Source organism: Tamlana sp. I1 (assembly GCF_015355625.1).
Lineage (GTDB): Bacteria > Bacteroidota > Bacteroidia > Flavobacteriales > Flavobacteriaceae > Pseudotamlana.
In genome coordinates, this window is record NZ_JACLAF010000012.1 from 106,695 (window position 1) to 124,218 (window position 17,524).

Sequence of the window (17,524 nt, forward strand, 5' to 3'; positions counted from 1 at the left end):
GCTCTAATTATCTTTTAATAATAATTTCTGACGGAAAAAATAAATTTCCCCATCCTTTATTCCATTTTGAAATATAATCGCCATCACTTTCTAATTGAAAAATTTCAAACGCAATTGCCTGGTATGCATGGTCTAACATTTCCAAATTAGAATCTTCTATTCGACCACTAGATAATGCTATATTTAAATAATAAACACCAACAGATAAATTATGGTTATTAATATTTAACTCTATAATATTTTCTCCTCGCTTAACTTTCACCGAAGATGAAAAAAAGGAACCTATCCTTGTATCATCAATACCACATATAGAACCTGTTATACAAATATTTTGAGCATAATCTTCCTTCACATTAAAATACAAGTCAAACTTTAATTCGCCTCTAATAGTTGTTTTATCTTTAATAGCCACTATTTTAATAAGCTCAAAGTTTTCATGTCCCCCACTTCTTCTGTGGGTTTTATCAAACACCACTTCTTTTTTTCCAATAGTATTCGCTTCAGAAATGTAAAAATCTACCGCCGCATCCACACCGCCTTCAAAAACAGTTTTACCATGTTCTAAAACAATGGCTCGTGTGCACAAACTTTTTACAGCAGCCATATTATGACTCACAAACAAAACCGTACGCCCCTCGCCTTGGCTAATATCCTGCATTTTTCCAATGGCTTTCTTTTGAAATTCGGCATCGCCTACTGCAAGAACCTCATCTATCACCAAAATTTCGGGTTCTAAAAAAGCGGCTACCGCAAAAGCCAAACGCACCGTCATTCCTGAAGAATAACGCTTAACAGGCGTATCGATATAACGTTCGCAACCTGAAAACGCGATAATCTCATCAATTTTTGAAGCGATTTCTTTTTTGGTCATCCCCAAAATAGCACCGTTTAAAAAGATGTTTTCTCTTCCTGTCATTTCACCATGAAACCCTGTACCTACTTCTAAAAGGGATGCAATACGGCCTTTGGTTTTAATTTCGCCTGTAGTAGGACTGGTGACTTTAGAGAGTATTTTTAATAGGGTAGATTTCCCTGCTCCATTTTTACCTATAATGCCAAGAACTTCTCCGCGTTTAACTTCAAAATTTATGTCTTTTAATGCCCAAACATAATCTGAATCTCCTTTTCTGCTTCGGTCGTTAGTTTCTCCAATTTTTAAATAAGGATCTTCTTTTCCGCGTACGCGATACCACCAACGATTTAAATCGTGACTAATCGTACCCGTTCCTATAAGACCTAAACGGTATTGTTTGCTTATATTTTCGGCTTTTAGAATAATGTCGCGCATTGGGGTTTTTGGTTTTTGGTTTTTGGTTAAAAAATATAAATAGAATTTATATTTTTTTAATATTCTCTTTTAACATTATATAACGTTCTAACTCTATAACTTTATAACTTTTAACCCTTTTATACCGTATCAATAAACTGACGCTCTGTCTTATTAAAAACAATCAAACCTAATAAAAACACGGCTATACTAACAAAGGCAGCATAAATTAATTTCCCCACTGAAAAATCGCCAACATTTAGCATCATGTGTCTAAACAATTCAATAACGGTGGTCATGGGGTTATAACTTATTAAATGCCCAACCCATTCTGGTATCGTACCCTCAATAACTTTTGTTTCAATTAAAGACAAAGGATACATAACTGCCGAGCCATACATTAACAATTGCACTCCAAAAGTGACTAAAAAGCTAAGATCGCGGTATTTGGTGGTCATGGATGAAATTATCATTCCAAAACCCAAACCTAATAATGCCATAATACACACCAACACGGGCAATAGTAATACGGTACTATTTATTGTGGTTTGCAACGCGGCATCCGTAAAAAAAACAAAATATAAATAGAAACAAATAAATACTAAAAATTGAATACCAAATTGAATAAGGTTAGAAACCACCGTAGACATAGGCATGATAACCCTTGGAAAATACACCTTACCAAAAATACCTTGGTTTTTTTTAAAGGTATCGCTGGTACCATTTAGACAGGCACTAAAATAATTCCATGCACTAATACCTGCTAAATTGAATAAAAACGGAGGTACCCCATCGCCTGTTTTTATTTCGGCAATGTTATTAAAAACCAAAGTAAAAATTACAGAAGTAAATAAAGGCTGAATAAAATACCAAAGCGGCCCTAAAATGGTCTGTTTATAAAGGGTAATCACATCTCGTTTTACAAAAAGCAGCAACAAATCTCGATAAGCCCAAATTTCTTTAAAATTTAGGTTTAAAACGCCTTTTCGTGGAGAAATGGTATATAACCAATCGTCTGTTTCGTGTTTGTTCAAGAATTGTGAGTATTTATATTTTTAGCTTTATTATCTTAATAGCAATTAACCTATTTCGCATCTCATCGGCATGTAAAATCAAGTCTTTAGAATAAGAAGATTTCTGAAAAGTGTACTTCGTGTCTTATTAATTTGCCTAAATATTTTTAACTGATTGCTAACCAATATCGGTTTCGACAAGCGCAACCTGACAAATCAAATTTAATTGACTTTTCAAATAGCCGCAACGCCTAACTTATATTTGACGATACCTTTTCATATTACTTTTTAAAAACGGACTTTAAACGCGACCAAAATCCTGATTTCTTTTGATCTTCCTCATGATAGCCATTCGCATAGTTTCCGTAGCCATAACCGTAACCATAGCCATAACCATAGCCATAACCATATTTTGCTTTTTGGTCGTAACCATTATAAACCAAACTGATGTTTTTAACTTGTTTGGTTTTGTATTTTTCATTCACAAAATTAAGCATCCCTTTTTTAGTGTAGTCTTGTCTTACCACATAAAGCGAGGCATCAACAAAGTCTAACAGTTCTAAAGCATCGGCCACCAAACCAACCGGAGGTGTGTCTAGAATGATATAATCGTATTTTGTTTTTAAATCGGTAATAAGTTCCCGCATTTTTTCGCTTATAATAAGCTCGGATGGATTTGGAGGAATAGGTCCCGAAACAATCACATCTAAATGATCAATTTTTGTTTTTTGAATAACGTCTTCTAATGGTTTCTGGCCAATTAAATAATTAACCACCCCAACATCATTATTAATTTTAAAATCGCCAAATATCTTAGGTTTTCTAAGGTCTAATCCTAATAAAATAGTTTTCTTTCCGCTTAAAGCGAAAACTGTAGAAATATTTATAGAACAAAACGTTTTACCTTCACCACTAACCGACGAGGTTATCATTAAAGTTTTTGCGCCTTGTAAATCTTGAGATTTATAGTAATACTGTAAATTGGTTCGGATGGCACGAAATGCTTCGGCTACAGCCGATTTAGGTTTTCTGTGTACAACCAAATTGTCGTTAAGATTGTTTTTTCCAATAACTCCTAAAAGCGGAATAGAAGATAATTTTTCAATATCCATCGGACTATGAATATTATGATCTATAAAAGTTAATACAAATGCAATGATCATTGGAATAAGTAATGCCGCAAAAAACATGAGAATATAACGTATATTCAAATTCCTTCCCAATACTGTTGCACCCGTATTTTTAGCAGGATCGATAACCAAAATATCAGACACATTGGATGCTTTTATAATTTCGGCCTCACCGCGTTTGGCTAAAAACACATTATAAGTTTGCTCGCTTAATGTGTATTGACGTTCGATTGTTATTAGCTGTTGCTGATCTTCAGGAAGTTTACTAAATTGATTTTCAACCCGACTTAAATTATTTTGTACCGCTTTTAAATCTTGCTTTAAACCATTTGTTGCCGAACTAATATTTTCTAAAAGCACATTTTTAAGTCCTTCGATTTGGCGATTCAAATCATTAAAAACGGAAGCATCGCTTCTAACAGAATATTGCAACTTCGATTTTTGTACAGACAACTCGTTAATTTTAGATACATTAATTAAAATGTTTGCATCTTCTATACCTGCAATTGATGGCGCAGGAATTTCCGTAAACGTATTGCTAGTTAACAAATAACGTTGAAGCGTTTCATAATAATTAAGCTGCCTATTTACAGCTTCCTTTTCTTCATCTAATTTGGTTAGCTTATCATTAAGCATGAGACTTTCATCATCTAAACTGAAAATCTTATTCTCTTTTCTGTATGCATTTAAAGCTTCAGCATTTAACGACAATTCCCCTTTAACACGCGCTATTTGTTCATCAATAAAACGAATAGCATTTGTGGCGTATTGATTTTTTCTGTTGAGTTGGTCTTCACTTAAAACATCGACTATCGTATTTAAATAATCGACAATTTTCTCGGTGTTTTTATCGGTTAACGAAATATCTATAATGGGTGAACTACTCGTATTTACAACATTTGTTCTCGAATTATAACTAGCTACAACCTCATCAAAATCATTAAACTGAATAAAATAAACGGCTCCAGCTGATGCATTTCTATTTTCAGCTAACCTTAATACTCCTTTAAAAAAAGGGAGATGGATGGGTTCGCCTATTTTATACTGTTTTTTAAACAGCCCTACAGTCACATCAACTTTAGAAATTTCTTTGGTATTAAAATTTTGAACAGACACGCGGGGCTCTGTAAAATCGACTTCCAACTCGAAAGCATCGGCGTTTAAAAAAGTAATTTTTACAGGAATATTTATTAACTGAGGGAAATTATAATCTTGATCGAACCGAAATGGTGCTGCTTTATAAATATCCTGCTTTCTAAAACGGCCTTCTTCCAAATAAGATTTATAAAATTCTAAACGATCAACAACTTTTTCATGATGCGTTCGCGATTTAAGCGTAACAATTAAGGTTTGTACTTTTGCTGTAACACCTCCCCAGTTAAAGGTTAAACTAGCATTTGAGGTAAATAACGGGTTACTATCGTCTTCTACAGACAGTTTTGTACCCAAACGGTATGAAAACTCTTCCCGTATGTTTTTTTGGTACACCAAGAAAGTACCCACTATTAAAAGCAGTAAAAACAGCTTCCAATAGCTTAAAGCCCTAAAGAGGAACTTTTTTATATCGAAACTGGATGCCGAGTCAGAAACTTCAAATTCGTCCGTCATAATCTAGCAATTAAAGGTTCTTGGTTAACACATAAATAGATACCACCCCAGCCAATAGCGACATTATGGTTGTTAAATTTTGAATGGCTGTTTGGCCGGCACCAATAGATTTACGTTTTAGTGGTTTTACTAAAATAATATCATTGGGCTGTATGTAATAGTAGGGTGAATTCATAGCTTTAATATCGGTTAAGTCGATATGATGAATTTTTTGTCCGTCAGGATATTGCCTCACCACTAAAACATCGCGTCTGTTTCCTGTTAGCGTAATATCGCCAGCTTCAGCCAAAGCTTCAATAATATTCACACGATCTTGATAAAGCGTATAAACGCCTGTAGTAGTAACATCGCCTGTTACCGTATAACGCAAACCTGCCAGCTTAACCGTTACAAATAACTCGGCGGTTTCCTTAAAATACTGATCAAGCAATTCGTCTTTTACTAATTTTTCAATCTCTGTAGTGGTATAACCTAAAACCGTAATTTCACCTAAAACAGGAAACTTAATTCGACCATGCACATCAACCGTAAACCCATTAAAATATAACGATGATGGGTCTTGATTTGCAGAATTTGTAGTGGTGGTGGTTACAGGGTTAAAAATCTTAACAAGATCTTCATCCAATGCTTTTACATTAATACTTAAAATGTCGTTTACCTGTACTTTATAAGGCTTTGGTATTTCTCTCATTACCGAAATACTATCTGTGCCATCGCCTTTATCTTGAAGGTATACAACATCTTTTGTAGTAATACAAGACACAAAAAGAGTGTTTATAATGATTAACACTACAAGGAAACATCGCTTCATACTAAGGCTCATTGATTTGGCACAAATATAAGTTTTCGCCTTGAACAATAAAACTTATGCCGTTTTTTTTGGTTTTTTGTCCGTTATTTGCAAAAAAGAATAGACTTTGAATTATTTAACTGTTGAAAACATATCAAAATCCTACGGAGAACATGTACTCTTTGAAGATATCTCATTTAGTGTCCACAAAGATCAAAAAATTGCCTTCGTAGCAAAAAACGGAACTGGAAAAACATCCATTTTAAATATCCTTTCTGGTGATGACCAAGCCGATTCTGGTCATGTAATTTACAGAAAAGATATAAAAGTATCTTTCCTCTCGCAAGACCCTAAATTTGACGCTGCTTTAACGGTTGAAGAAACTATTTTTGCGAGCGACAGCCCCATTTTAAAAGTGATTGCCAACTACGAAAAAGCCCTTTTAAATCCGGAAGACACCGAAACCTATCAAACGGCTTTTGAAGCCATGGAACGCAATCAGGCCTGGGATTTTGAGACTTTATACAAACAAATTCTCTTCAAACTTAAGCTTGAAAATTTAAGTCAGAAAGTCAGCACCCTTTCTGGCGGACAAAAAAAGCGTTTAGCCTTAGCCAATGCCTTAATTAACAAACCCGATTTGTTAATTTTAGATGAGCCTACCAACCATTTAGATTTAGAAATGATTGAATGGTTAGAAGCCTTTTTCGCCAAGGAAAACATTACCCTTTTTATGGTGACACACGACCGTTATTTTTTAGAACGTGTTTGTAATGAAATTATTGAATTGGACGAAGGCCAAATGTATAGCTACAAAGGCAATTATTCCTATTACCTTGAAAAGCGAGAAGCTAGAATTGAGCAAGCTGCTGTAGAAGTTGGTAAAGCCAAACAACTCTTTAAAAAAGAATTGGATTGGATGCGCCGCCAACCCAAAGCGCGAACAACCAAATCGAAATCTAGAATCGACGATTTTGCCGATATTAAACACCGTGCGCATCAACGTAGAAACGACCATGAAGTGCAATTGGAACTCAATATGGAGCGCCTAGGGAGTAAAATTCTAGAATTTCATAAAGTTGGAAAAGCGTTTAAAGATAAAGTCATTCTAGATAATTTCGATTACACCTTTAAAAAAGGGGAACGCGTTGGTATTATTGGAAAAAATGGTACAGGAAAAACAACCTTTTTAAATATTTTAACCCAATCTGCTCTGCCAGATTCGGGAAAGGTGGTTAAAGGCGACACCATAAAATTTGGTTATTACACCCAAAATGGAATCACCATAAAACCAGAACAAAAGGTTATTGATGTTATTCGAGAATTTGGAGATTATATTCCCTTAAAAAAAGGACGCCAAATAAGTGCTCAACAACTTTTAGAGCGCTTTTTATTCAGCAGAAAAAAGCAATACGATTTTGTTGAAAAACTAAGTGGTGGCGAACGTAAACGTTTGTATTTATGTACTGTTTTAATTCAGAATCCTAATTTTTTAATCCTGGATGAACCTACAAACGATTTAGATATTGTTACTCTAAACGTTCTTGAAAGTTTTCTTTTAGATTTCCCCGGATGTATTATTGTAGTATCTCACGACAGGTACTTTATGGATAAAGTTGTCGATCATTTATTTGTTTTTAGAGGCGAAGGTATTATTGAAGATTTCCCTGGAAACTACACCGATTATAGGGTTTATGAAGATAGCCAGCCTGTAGTTGCTGCTGTTACTGAAGAAAAAAAAGACAACAAGTCTTGGAAACAAAATGAAGCAAAAAAGCTATCGTACAACGAAGAAAAAGAACTTAATAACATTGAAAGTAAATTAAAATCGCTGACATACGATAAAAAGGAACTGGAAAATAAATTTAATAATCCCGATTTATCACAAGACGAGATCAACAAACTTTCACTGGATTTACAGAAAATAATTGATACCATAGAAGAAAAAGAAGAACGCTGGTTTGAACTGTCTTCGAAGTTGGAGGGGTAGTTGGTTGATGGTTGATGGTTGATGGTTGATGGTTGATGGTTGATGGTTGATGGTTGATGGTTGATGGTTGATGGTTGATGGTTGATGGAAATTAAAAACTTGAAGAATGAATCAAAAAAACATGCTATATTTTTATTAAAAACTAATCAACATCCACTAATAGGTTCTCTGTGAAACTCTATAAAAACTCTGTGAATCTCCTTGTAACAACACTTTTTTTTTTGAATTACTAAAAAATGCTATATCAAGCAAAACAATACATAAAGTTTCTACTAAAATCTAAAAACCAACATGGGGTGCACTCCCCTTTTGTATACAATTTAGTGACCTTATGTTTTTACGACAGCAAAAAACACGCAGCTTATAAAAACATTCTTAACTACAAAAAAGCCCTTTTACAAGACCAAAGTAAAATACAGGTCACCGATTTAGGCGCTGGCTCACAGGTTATGAAACAGGAAGAACGAACTGTTTCACAAATGGCAAAAAACGCAGGAACAACCAACAAACGTGCTAAACTACTGTATCGCTTATCTGCCTATTTTAAACCCGAAAATATTTTGGAACTGGGCACCTCGTTAGGCATTGCCACACACGCACTAAGCTTAGGAAAGCCTGAATCTACAATTACAACTATTGAAGGCTGTAATAATATTGCTGAATTTTCTAAGAACAACTTCAAAAAGCACAATTTAGAAAATATAGAAGTGATTTACAGTGATTTTAATGAAGCCATTGAAAATCTGAAATCCAACTCTTACAATCTTATTTTCTTTGATGGCAACCACCAAAAAGAAGCCACACTACACTATTTTGAAACTTTATTACAAACTGCAAATAACGATTCTGTTTTTATTTTTGATGATATTTATTGGTCTGAAGGCATGACTGAAGCTTGGGAACAAATTAAAAAACACCCCAAAGTTACCGTGAGCATCAACACGTTTTTTTGGGGATTCATCTTTTTTAGAAAAGAACAAGTGAAGGAAGATTTTGTGATTCGTTGTTAATATCTATTCTATTTCAATATAACTTAAGTTTATAATCTAGAATATTAGCCTGTTCGAGCGAAGACAAGAACTTTAAATACCACTTCTAGAATCTTCCCGAATAGCTTGAAATCAACAGATCTTCATTAGGATCAATTAGCAATTGTTCTATTTATGCAAAATCGCAGATAATCTATAAAAGAAAAAATATACCCCTTCCATAATCGCAGTTTTTACAGACCCTTCAGGTTTAAAAACAGAAGTGTTCGGAACACAAAATTTTAATTAAAATAGGTTAATTAGATTTAGTTTGTTTTATAAAACATTAATAAAATTTGCTCCTCTCTTCGTTTTGAAGGGAGGAAAATTTCGATGAAATCGAAATTAGGAGGGTTAAAAACATAAGAGCTTTCATCTTCCGAACAATAATGTTTTAAAAACCTGAAGGCTGTTTAACCTAACCACAACTTTTGTAAATGTTCTACTTCTTGCTTATACGCCAGTAAAAATTAACCATAAAAAAAGTCCATAATGCATAAAAACATTATGGACTTTTTAAGTTTTTGTGTGGTTAATTATTTCACTAAATTAACTTCAACACGTCTGTTGTTTCTTCTACCTTCAGCTGTAGAGTTATCATCAATCGGACTTGATTCTCCGTAACCAGTAGCTTTTAATCGGCTAGCACCTACCCCATTTTCAATAAGGTAATTCATTACTGTACTAGCGCGCTCTTCAGATAATCTTAGGTTTAAAGCATCGCTACCAGAACTATCAGTATGGCCATCAATGTTAAACTTAGCGTTAGGATATTCGTTTAAAATACCAACAATATTATCTAAAACCTCTTTAGATTCTGGTCTAAGAGTAGATTTTCCGTTGTGAAATAAGATTGTTTTTGCGTAAGCACTTAAAGTTTTTAATACCGCTTCTGTAACTGCAGGACAACCATTATTTTCAACAGTTCCTGGTACATCAACACAATTATCATCTTTATCTGCTACTCCATCGCCATCAGTATCTTTCCAAGGGCAACCGTTATTTTCAATTGGGCCAGGAACATCTGGACATTGGTCAACATTATCAAAAACAGTATCGCCATCAGAATCCGCATAAGGACAACCATCATTCTCTAGAGAACCTGCTATATTAGGACATTTATCAACATTATCTAAAACACCATCGCCATCGTTATCTCCCCAAGGACACCCTTTATTTTCCTGTGGACCAGCTTCTTTAGGGCATTCATCAACATTATCTAAAAGACCATCACCATCGGTATCTTCCCAAGGACAACCATTGTTTTCAATTGGACCTGGCACTTTAGGACAAGCGTCTAATTTATCAATTACACCATCTTCATCTCTATCTTTTTCTCTACCTTGATAAATAGGAATTTTAATACCAGCATAAACATCAGCAGCTTTGCTATTATCACTTACTAAAGCAGATAACACAGACCCTGAACCAAGATATAGTGGCCCGAATCTAAGTCCTGCTCCCGCTTGAAAACCACTGTATTGTACAATACCCATTGGCAAGTAGAAACTAAATATTTTGCTTTCAAAACGCGGTGTTAAAGAAACGGTATTAGCAATACGGCTTGCTCCTAACTTGTTTTTTGAAATTAAAGATAAATCGGTGTTTAAGTTTACATATAAACGTCTTGTAAAACTCCAGTCTGCAGTAAAATGTAATGCCGTTGGCAAAGTTGCTTTAAAACCTTTTGTAGAACTTTTTAAGGTATAAAAAGTATTTAAAAAGTCTTCAAGGTTATCGGCGTTATCAAAATCATCTTCTGTAAATGAGTTGTTAACTTCATAAACTTCTTCTGTGCCATCTTTATAGTTAATACGACCAATATCGGTAATAGAAAGTCCTAATTTAAGCTTGTACTTATTTTGGTCTTTAAGCGAATAGGTCGACCCGTCTGCAGCAGTTCTTCTATAATCTGGATAATTGGTACGCCATTCGTAAACAAAACCTAAATCGAAGCCTACACCTGTAGCTTTTGGCAATTCATACTCGTAACCATCCTCATCAAAAGAAGTATCGAAACTCGCATAGGTTAATTCACCTGTAGTATCAAAACTACCATTATCAGGTCCACCGCCATCAGCATCATAGTCTACCGTTAAGTTATTACCAGATATGTGAGCACTTCCACCACCTTGTAAATATTTCACGGTTAAACCTCCTTTTAAAAACTTGGTTCTATCATTTAAAATAACGCGAGCGTAAGTCACACCAAGTTCTGCCCAGCCATTTCCAGCTGTTTTAAGGTTACCTCCATCAAAATAAAAATCGTCGGTATCATCATTTTCAAGATCATCTACAATTTCACCATTAATATCATGAATATTAACAAAAGAACGTGCTCTTGTAAAAACAGCTATCGAACTATTACTGTTTATATTAAACATGAACGAAGGCCCCATAACATCAATATTAATAATACCGTTATTATTATTTGTTGGGTAGGTATTAGCCATTGAGTCGAAATCGTAACCCGATTTAGTGACGTCTAAAATGTTAACACCAGCATAATCATTTCCTCCAAAAGCACTTACGCCAATAAGATTAATGTCTGCTCTAAATCGTGAATCTACAATATTAGCGGGGTTTATAACCACACTATTTACACCACTGTAATTGTCTGTAAGAAATCCTTGAAATGCTTGCCCTTGCAGCCACATAGGAGAAATTACAACCAATAATAATAAAATAATTTTCTTCATAGAAATTAATTTGATTTGTTTGAAAATTGTTTAGATTTTAATTTTTCGTGGCTAAAATAATACTTTTGTGTTAAAGAAAACCTAAAAAAATGCTTTTATAAAGCAACCTTCTATCTAAATGGCAAACCATTTTGGCTTTTCTTTGATATCAGCTAACTTTGAAAACACAAGCGCTGTATAAAATAAATACAGATAAGGAATACTAAACCATGAAAATATATACAAAAACAGGCGACAAAGGTACTACAGCTTTATTTGGAGGCACACGTGTACCAAAACACCATATTAGAATTGAAAGCTACGGTACGGTTGACGAACTAAACTCCTATTTAGGTTTAATTCGCGATCAGGCCATTCATCAAGAGTATAAAGATTTAATCATTCATATTCAAGATCGCTTATTTACGCTCGGTGCTATTTTAGCCACCGATCCTGAAAAGGCTGTTTTAAAAAATGGTAAGGATCGTTTAAATATTTCTAAAATTTCTACTGAAGATATTGAACGCCTAGAGCATGAAATGGACAGTATGAATGAAGCCCTACCGCCCATGACGCATTTTGTTTTACCAGGTGGGCACCAAACCGTGTCATTCTGTCACATTGCCCGATGTGTTTGTCGTAGAGCCGAACGACTAGCAACTCAACTCAATGATTTAGAACCGTTTGAAGCCAACGCACTAACCTACTTAAACCGCTTATCGGACTACCTTTTTGTGTTGGCACGGAAGTTGACTTATGACTTACGAGCAGATGAAATTAAGTGGATTCCTGAGAAGCATTAGTTTTTTTTGACGGGAGACCGATGATGGAAGACGGGAGACGGGAAACCGAAGACGGGAGACCGAAGACTAAAGACTAAAGACTAAAGACTAAAGACTAAAGACTAAAGACTAAAGACTAAAGACTAAATTAAAAAAACGTTCTTATAATTAATGATTAACTAAGTTTAAAACAAAACTTATAAGCCCATTGAGCATTTTTATAAGATTTTTAAACTAAAACGTCGCGGATCAGAGGTTAGATACGCTTTTATTTACATTTATTAAAAAATAAAAGTAAAATGACCATGAAATAATTCATTTTTTTCTTGTCTGTTTAAACTAAAAATTTATTTTTGCACAAAATTAAACACGTAAGAAATGTATTGGACATTAGAATTAGCATCTTATTTAAGTGATGCACCTTGGCCAGCAACAAAGGATGAGCTGATAGATTACGCAATTAGAACAGGAGCGCCTTTAGAAGTTGTAGAAAATTTACAATCTATTGAAGATGAAGGAGACTCTTATGATTCAATTGAAGAAATTTGGTCCGATTATCCCACTGATGAAGATTACCTTTGGAATGAGGACGAATATTAAATAATATTATAAAGAATAGTTAAAAAGTCTCAATTTGAGGCTTTTTTTTATCTTAATCTTTAAACATAATGTATCTTTGGTAGCCTTTAAAAAGCATCAAAAAAAGAAAAAATAAAACATATAAGACCATCCTAAACATAGCTAGGATTAACACATAAATTAACTCTCATGAATCTTTTAAATTCTGTATTAAAAGTATTTGTTGGCGACAAATCAAAACAAGATGTAAAAGCCATTATGCCACTTGTATCTAAAGTTAAAACTTTCGAAGCTGCTTTAGAAGCTTTATCGCATGATGAATTAAGGGCGAAAACGGCAGAGTTTAAAGCCAAAATTGCCGAGGCTAATAAAGACATCGATACACAAATTGCAAACTTAACTCAAGAAGCCGAAACTACCGAGGATATCGACCAACGTGAAGATATTTACCTAGCTATTGATAAGCTTAAAGACGATGCCTATTTAGTTACTGAAGATGTTTTAAACGATATATTACCTGAAGCTTTTGCAGTAGTAAAAGAAACCGCTAAACGTTTTGTACACAATACATCCATTCAAGTTACAGCCAATGAGTTTGACCGATTAATTTCTGCCGAACACAATTATGTTACTTTAGAAAACGATCAAGCCATTTGGGCTAACTCTTGGGATGCCGCTGGAAAAGCCATCACTTGGGACATGATTCATTACGATGTGCAACTTATAGGTGGTATTGCCATGCACCAAGGTAAAATTGCCGAAATGCAAACTGGTGAAGGTAAAACCTTAGTAGCTACCTTACCTGTTTACTTAAATGCGCTTGCTGGAAAAGGCGTGCACTTGGTAACTGTAAATGATTATTTAGCAAAACGTGATAGCGCATGGATGGCTCCTATTTTCCAATTCCATGGGTTAAGCGTAGATTGTATTGATTACCACAGACCAAATTCTGAAGCTAGAAGAAAGGCCTATAACGCCGATATTACCTACGGAACCAACAACGAGTTTGGTTTCGATTACTTACGTGATAATATGTCTCACGCTCCAGAAGATTTAGTACAACGTCCGCACCACTATGCCATTGTCGATGAGGTCGATTCTGTTTTAGTTGATGATGCACGTACACCATTAATTATCTCTGGACCAATTCCTAAAGGCGATTTTCACGAGTTTAACGAGTTAAAACCTAAGGTTGACGATATTACATCGGTACAACGTAAATATTTAACAGGCGTTTTAGCCGAAGCCAAAAAGCTTATTAAAGCTGGCGATACTAAAGAAGGTGGTTTTCAACTGCTTCGTGTATATCGCGGTATTCCTAAAAACAAAGCCCTTATTAAGTTTTTATCTGAAGATGGTGTAAAACAACTGCTTCAAAAAACCGAAAACTTTTACATGCAAGACAACAACCGCGAAATGCCTAAGGTTGATGCCGAATTGTACTATGTTATTGAAGAAAAAAACAATCAAGTTGAATTAACCGATAAAGGTGTTGAGTACATTTCTGGAAAAGACAATCCTGACTTTTTCATATTACCTGAAATAGGTATCGAGATTGCCAAAATTGAAAACCAAGGTTTACCTGCGGAAGAAGAAGCTGTTCTTAAAGAAGAGTTATACAAAGATTTTGGTGTAAAATCAGAACGTATTCACACATTAAATCAGCTTTTAAAAGCCTACGCTTTATTTGAAAAAGACACCCAATACGTGGTGATGGATAATAAAGTTATGATTGTAGACGAGCAAACCGGTCGTATTATGGATGGGCGTCGTTATAGCGATGGCTTACACCAAGCGATTGAAGCTAAAGAAAATGTGAAAATTGAAGATGCTACCCAAACTTTTGCAACAGTAACACTTCAAAATTACTTTAGAATGTACCGCAAACTTTCGGGTATGACGGGTACTGCGGTTACCGAAGCTGGAGAATTCTGGGAAATCTATAAATTAGATGTGGTTGAAATTCCAACCAACCGCCCTATTGCTCGTGATGATAGAGAGGATTTAGTTTATAAAACAAAACGTGAAAAATACAACGCTGTTATCGATGAAGTTACCCAATTATCACAAGCAGGACGCCCTGTATTAATTGGTACAACGTCTGTAGAAATAAGTGAGTTATTAGGAAAAATGCTTAGCATCAGACAAATACCTCACAATGTATTAAACGCGAAACAACACAAACGTGAAGCTGATATTGTTGCCGAAGCTGGTAATGCCGGACAGGTAACCATCGCAACAAATATGGCAGGTCGTGGTACCGATATTAAATTATCTGAAGAAGTTAAAAAAGCAGGTGGTTTAGCCATTGTAGGTACCGAGCGCCACGATTCGCGCCGTGTAGACAGACAGTTACGTGGTCGTGCTGGTCGTCAAGGAGACCCAGGAAGTTCTCAATTCTACGTATCGCTAGAAGATAACTTAATGCGTTTATTTGGTAGCGAACGTATCGCTAAAATGATGGATAAAATGGGATTACAAGAAGGTGAAGTGATTCAGCATTCAATGATTTCAAAATCTATCGAACGTGCTCAGAAAAAAGTTGAAGAAAATAACTTTGGAGTACGTAAGCGATTATTAGAATATGATGATGTGATGAACGCCCAACGTGAGGTAGTTTACAAACGTCGTCACCACGCATTACACGGTGAGCGTCTTCGTGTGGATATTGCCAATATGCTTTACGATACTTCGGAAGGGATTTCGGAAACTAATAAAGGAGCAAACGATTTTAAAAATTTCGAATTTGAATTGATTCGTTATTTCTCTATGAGTTCGCCTATTTCTGAAGCGGAATTCGGTAAACTTTCAGCACAAGATATTACAGCAAAAATATACAAAGCAGCTTTCGATCATTACAAAGAAAAAATGAATCGTAATGCAGACATCGCTTTCCCTGTAATTAAAAATGTATATGAAACGCAACGCGATAAATTCAAACGTATTGTGGTGCCTTTTACAGATGGTATTAAAAGTTTAAATGTTGTTACCGATCTTGAAAAAGCCTACGAAACCAACGGTAAACAATTAATTACCGATTTTGAAAAGAATATCGCCTTAGCCATTATTGATGATGCTTGGAAAACGCATTTACGTAAAATGGACGAGTTAAAACAATCGGTACAATTGGCAGTGCATGAGCAAAAAGATCCTTTATTAATTTATAAGTTTGAAGCTTTTGAATTATTTAAAGCCATGATTGACCAAGTGAATAAAGATGTGATTTCATTCTTATTTAAAGGTGAATTACCACAAGAAACACAAAATACCATTCACGAAGCTAGAGAAACACGTGCTAAGGAAAAATTACAAACACAAAAAGACGAAATTCCTAATTTAGACGAGCGTTCAGCTCAAAATAGAGCTGCAGGAAATACGCAACGTCAGCCAGAAGTTATTGAAACTGTTGTTCGTGATAAACCAAAAATTGGTCGTAACGATCGTGTTACTATAAAACACATTATGAATGGTGAAAACAAAACCATGAAATATAAGCAAGCAGAACCTTTATTAGCCAAAGGCGAATGGGTTTTAATTGAAGATTAATTCCTGCGAACGCAGCAATCTTATAAATAAAGATTTCAAATCAAATCAAAATCCCGATAAGAAAATTATCGGGATTTTTTTATTTAAGCATGAAGCTAATACATTTTCATATGGCTTGCTAGCTAAGACTTAATAAACTTAAGCTATGATTTTAATCTGTAATAGAGATTTCTGTTTTCTTTTTCCCGTCTTTAGAAGAATATTCAACACCATCACTACTAATATTTAGCGATGTTCCGTCGGATTCTTTAGTTTTAGGCGCTTCAACTTTTTTTTCAATAACAACAGTTTCTTTCTCCTTCTTTTCACCACAACTAACTAACCCAAAAATGGTAATACTTGTAAGTAATATAAGTGCTTTTTTCATCTTAATTGTTTTTAAATTATTATAAGTGCAAGTTACAATCATACCAAAGTATTTACATTACATGAGTTTGTCTATATGTTATAAGATTACCATGTGGTTAGAGAAAACAAGTTATTAATTTGGCTTTTATAAAAATTCAAGAAACTACTTCAAATTAAAAACGCTATAACACAAAAAATCCCGACAGCTATTAACTACCGGGATTTAAATAAAATTTATTAATTTCTAAATCAAAAACGCACCAATTAAAGTGACTAGTCTTCAGAACTTACGTTTACTTCTAACTTAAAATTTGCTTTTTCATTACGTCTTGCTGCGCTACGCATTAAATAAACACGAATGGTATAATCACCACTTTTTGCTAATTCACCTTCAAACATGTTCTCGTCCATAGAGCTGTTATATATAGCAACATACTCTTCCCCTGGCTCCATAATATTAAAATAATTTGCCGTATTATCGGTTACCATACTCACATTCATAAATTGGCCTTTACGCACATTGATTTTATAATCGACAATATGTTCACCTTTAATACTTGATTCTATAAAGGTACCTGTTGTTCCTTTTTCAAAATGAACCTGCTCGGTTTTAATAGAAGCAGATTGCGCGTGTAAACTAGAAAACGCGAATAAAACAGCTAAAATACTAAAGCTTAATTTTTTTAATAAGGGTGCTTTAAAAGTGCTATTACTGTTTAATGGATTAAAATTTTTCATAAGTTTTTAAATTAATGTTTTTATTAA

At 34.5% G+C, this 17,524-nt stretch carries 12 protein-coding genes; 5 read left to right on the forward strand and 7 right to left on the reverse strand.

What is annotated here, in order from left to right:
* Positions 1 to 7: 7 nt before the first annotated feature.
* The 4 genes from H6X70_RS12385 to H6X70_RS12400 form a co-directional block, all read right to left on the reverse strand.
* Positions 8 to 1,288 carry an ABC transporter ATP-binding protein gene (locus H6X70_RS12385; RefSeq protein WP_194768006.1) on the reverse strand — a complete coding sequence of 427 codons (1,281 nt, stop codon included), beginning with the start codon at positions 1,286 to 1,288 and terminating at the stop codon, positions 8 to 10.
* Between the two features lie 119 nt (positions 1,289 to 1,407).
* Positions 1,408 to 2,301, reverse strand: a complete 894-nt coding sequence (locus H6X70_RS12390; RefSeq protein WP_194768007.1) for an ABC transporter permease — start codon at positions 2,299 to 2,301, stop codon at positions 1,408 to 1,410.
* A gap of 260 nt (positions 2,302 to 2,561) precedes the next feature.
* Positions 2,562 to 5,018: an exopolysaccharide transport family protein gene (locus tag H6X70_RS12395; RefSeq protein ID WP_194768008.1), complete on the reverse strand. Its 2,457-nt coding sequence runs from the start codon at positions 5,016 to 5,018 to the stop codon at positions 2,562 to 2,564.
* A 10-nt stretch (positions 5,019 to 5,028) separates the two neighbouring features.
* Positions 5,029 to 5,781: a polysaccharide biosynthesis/export family protein gene (locus tag H6X70_RS12400; protein WP_317171470.1), complete on the reverse strand. Its 753-nt coding sequence runs from the start codon at positions 5,779 to 5,781 to the stop codon at positions 5,029 to 5,031.
* 154 nt (positions 5,782 to 5,935) lie between these two features.
* On the opposite strand from H6X70_RS12400, the gene H6X70_RS12405 reads away from it, so the two are divergent.
* Together H6X70_RS12405 and H6X70_RS12410 are read left to right on the forward strand one after the other, a co-directional pair.
* Entirely contained in the window at positions 5,936 to 7,798 is a 1,863-nt protein-coding gene (locus tag H6X70_RS12405) for an ABC-F family ATP-binding cassette domain-containing protein (protein WP_194768010.1), read from the forward strand.
* Positions 7,799 to 8,034: 236 nt separating this feature from the next.
* Positions 8,035 to 8,808, forward strand: a complete 774-nt coding sequence (locus tag H6X70_RS12410; RefSeq protein WP_194768011.1) for an O-methyltransferase — start codon at positions 8,035 to 8,037, stop codon at positions 8,806 to 8,808.
* A 554-nt stretch (positions 8,809 to 9,362) separates the two neighbouring features.
* Here the strand turns inward: H6X70_RS12410 and H6X70_RS12415 are convergent.
* Positions 9,363 to 11,525, reverse strand: a complete 2,163-nt coding sequence (locus H6X70_RS12415) for a DUF5723 family protein (RefSeq protein WP_194768012.1) — start codon at positions 11,523 to 11,525, stop codon at positions 9,363 to 9,365.
* A gap of 209 nt (positions 11,526 to 11,734) precedes the next feature.
* Here H6X70_RS12415 and H6X70_RS12420 point away from each other — a divergent pair, with 209 nt between their 5' ends.
* From H6X70_RS12420 to secA, 3 genes are all read left to right on the forward strand, one after another.
* Complete coding sequence (locus H6X70_RS12420) at positions 11,735 to 12,307, forward strand: cob(I)yrinic acid a,c-diamide adenosyltransferase (RefSeq protein ID WP_194768013.1); 573 nt, start codon at positions 11,735 to 11,737, stop codon at positions 12,305 to 12,307.
* Between the two features lie 357 nt (positions 12,308 to 12,664).
* On the forward strand, positions 12,665 to 12,886 hold the full coding sequence (locus H6X70_RS12425) for a DUF2795 domain-containing protein (protein ID WP_019387375.1): 222 nt from the start codon (positions 12,665 to 12,667) through the stop codon (positions 12,884 to 12,886).
* Between the two features lie 168 nt (positions 12,887 to 13,054).
* Positions 13,055 to 16,411 (forward strand): preprotein translocase subunit SecA, encoded by a 3,357-nt coding sequence (gene secA, locus H6X70_RS12430; protein ID WP_194768014.1) that lies wholly within the window; start codon positions 13,055 to 13,057, stop codon positions 16,409 to 16,411.
* Positions 16,412 to 16,562: 151 nt separating this feature from the next.
* Here secA and H6X70_RS12435 read toward each other — a convergent pair whose 3' ends face one another.
* Complete coding sequence (locus H6X70_RS12435) at positions 16,563 to 16,778, reverse strand: hypothetical protein (protein WP_194768015.1); 216 nt, start codon at positions 16,776 to 16,778, stop codon at positions 16,563 to 16,565.
* A 254-nt stretch (positions 16,779 to 17,032) separates the two neighbouring features.
* Positions 17,033 to 17,497 carry a DNA breaking-rejoining protein gene (locus tag H6X70_RS12440; RefSeq protein WP_194768016.1) on the reverse strand — a complete coding sequence of 155 codons (465 nt, stop codon included), beginning with the start codon at positions 17,495 to 17,497 and terminating at the stop codon, positions 17,033 to 17,035.
* Positions 17,498 to 17,524 lie beyond the last annotated feature (27 nt).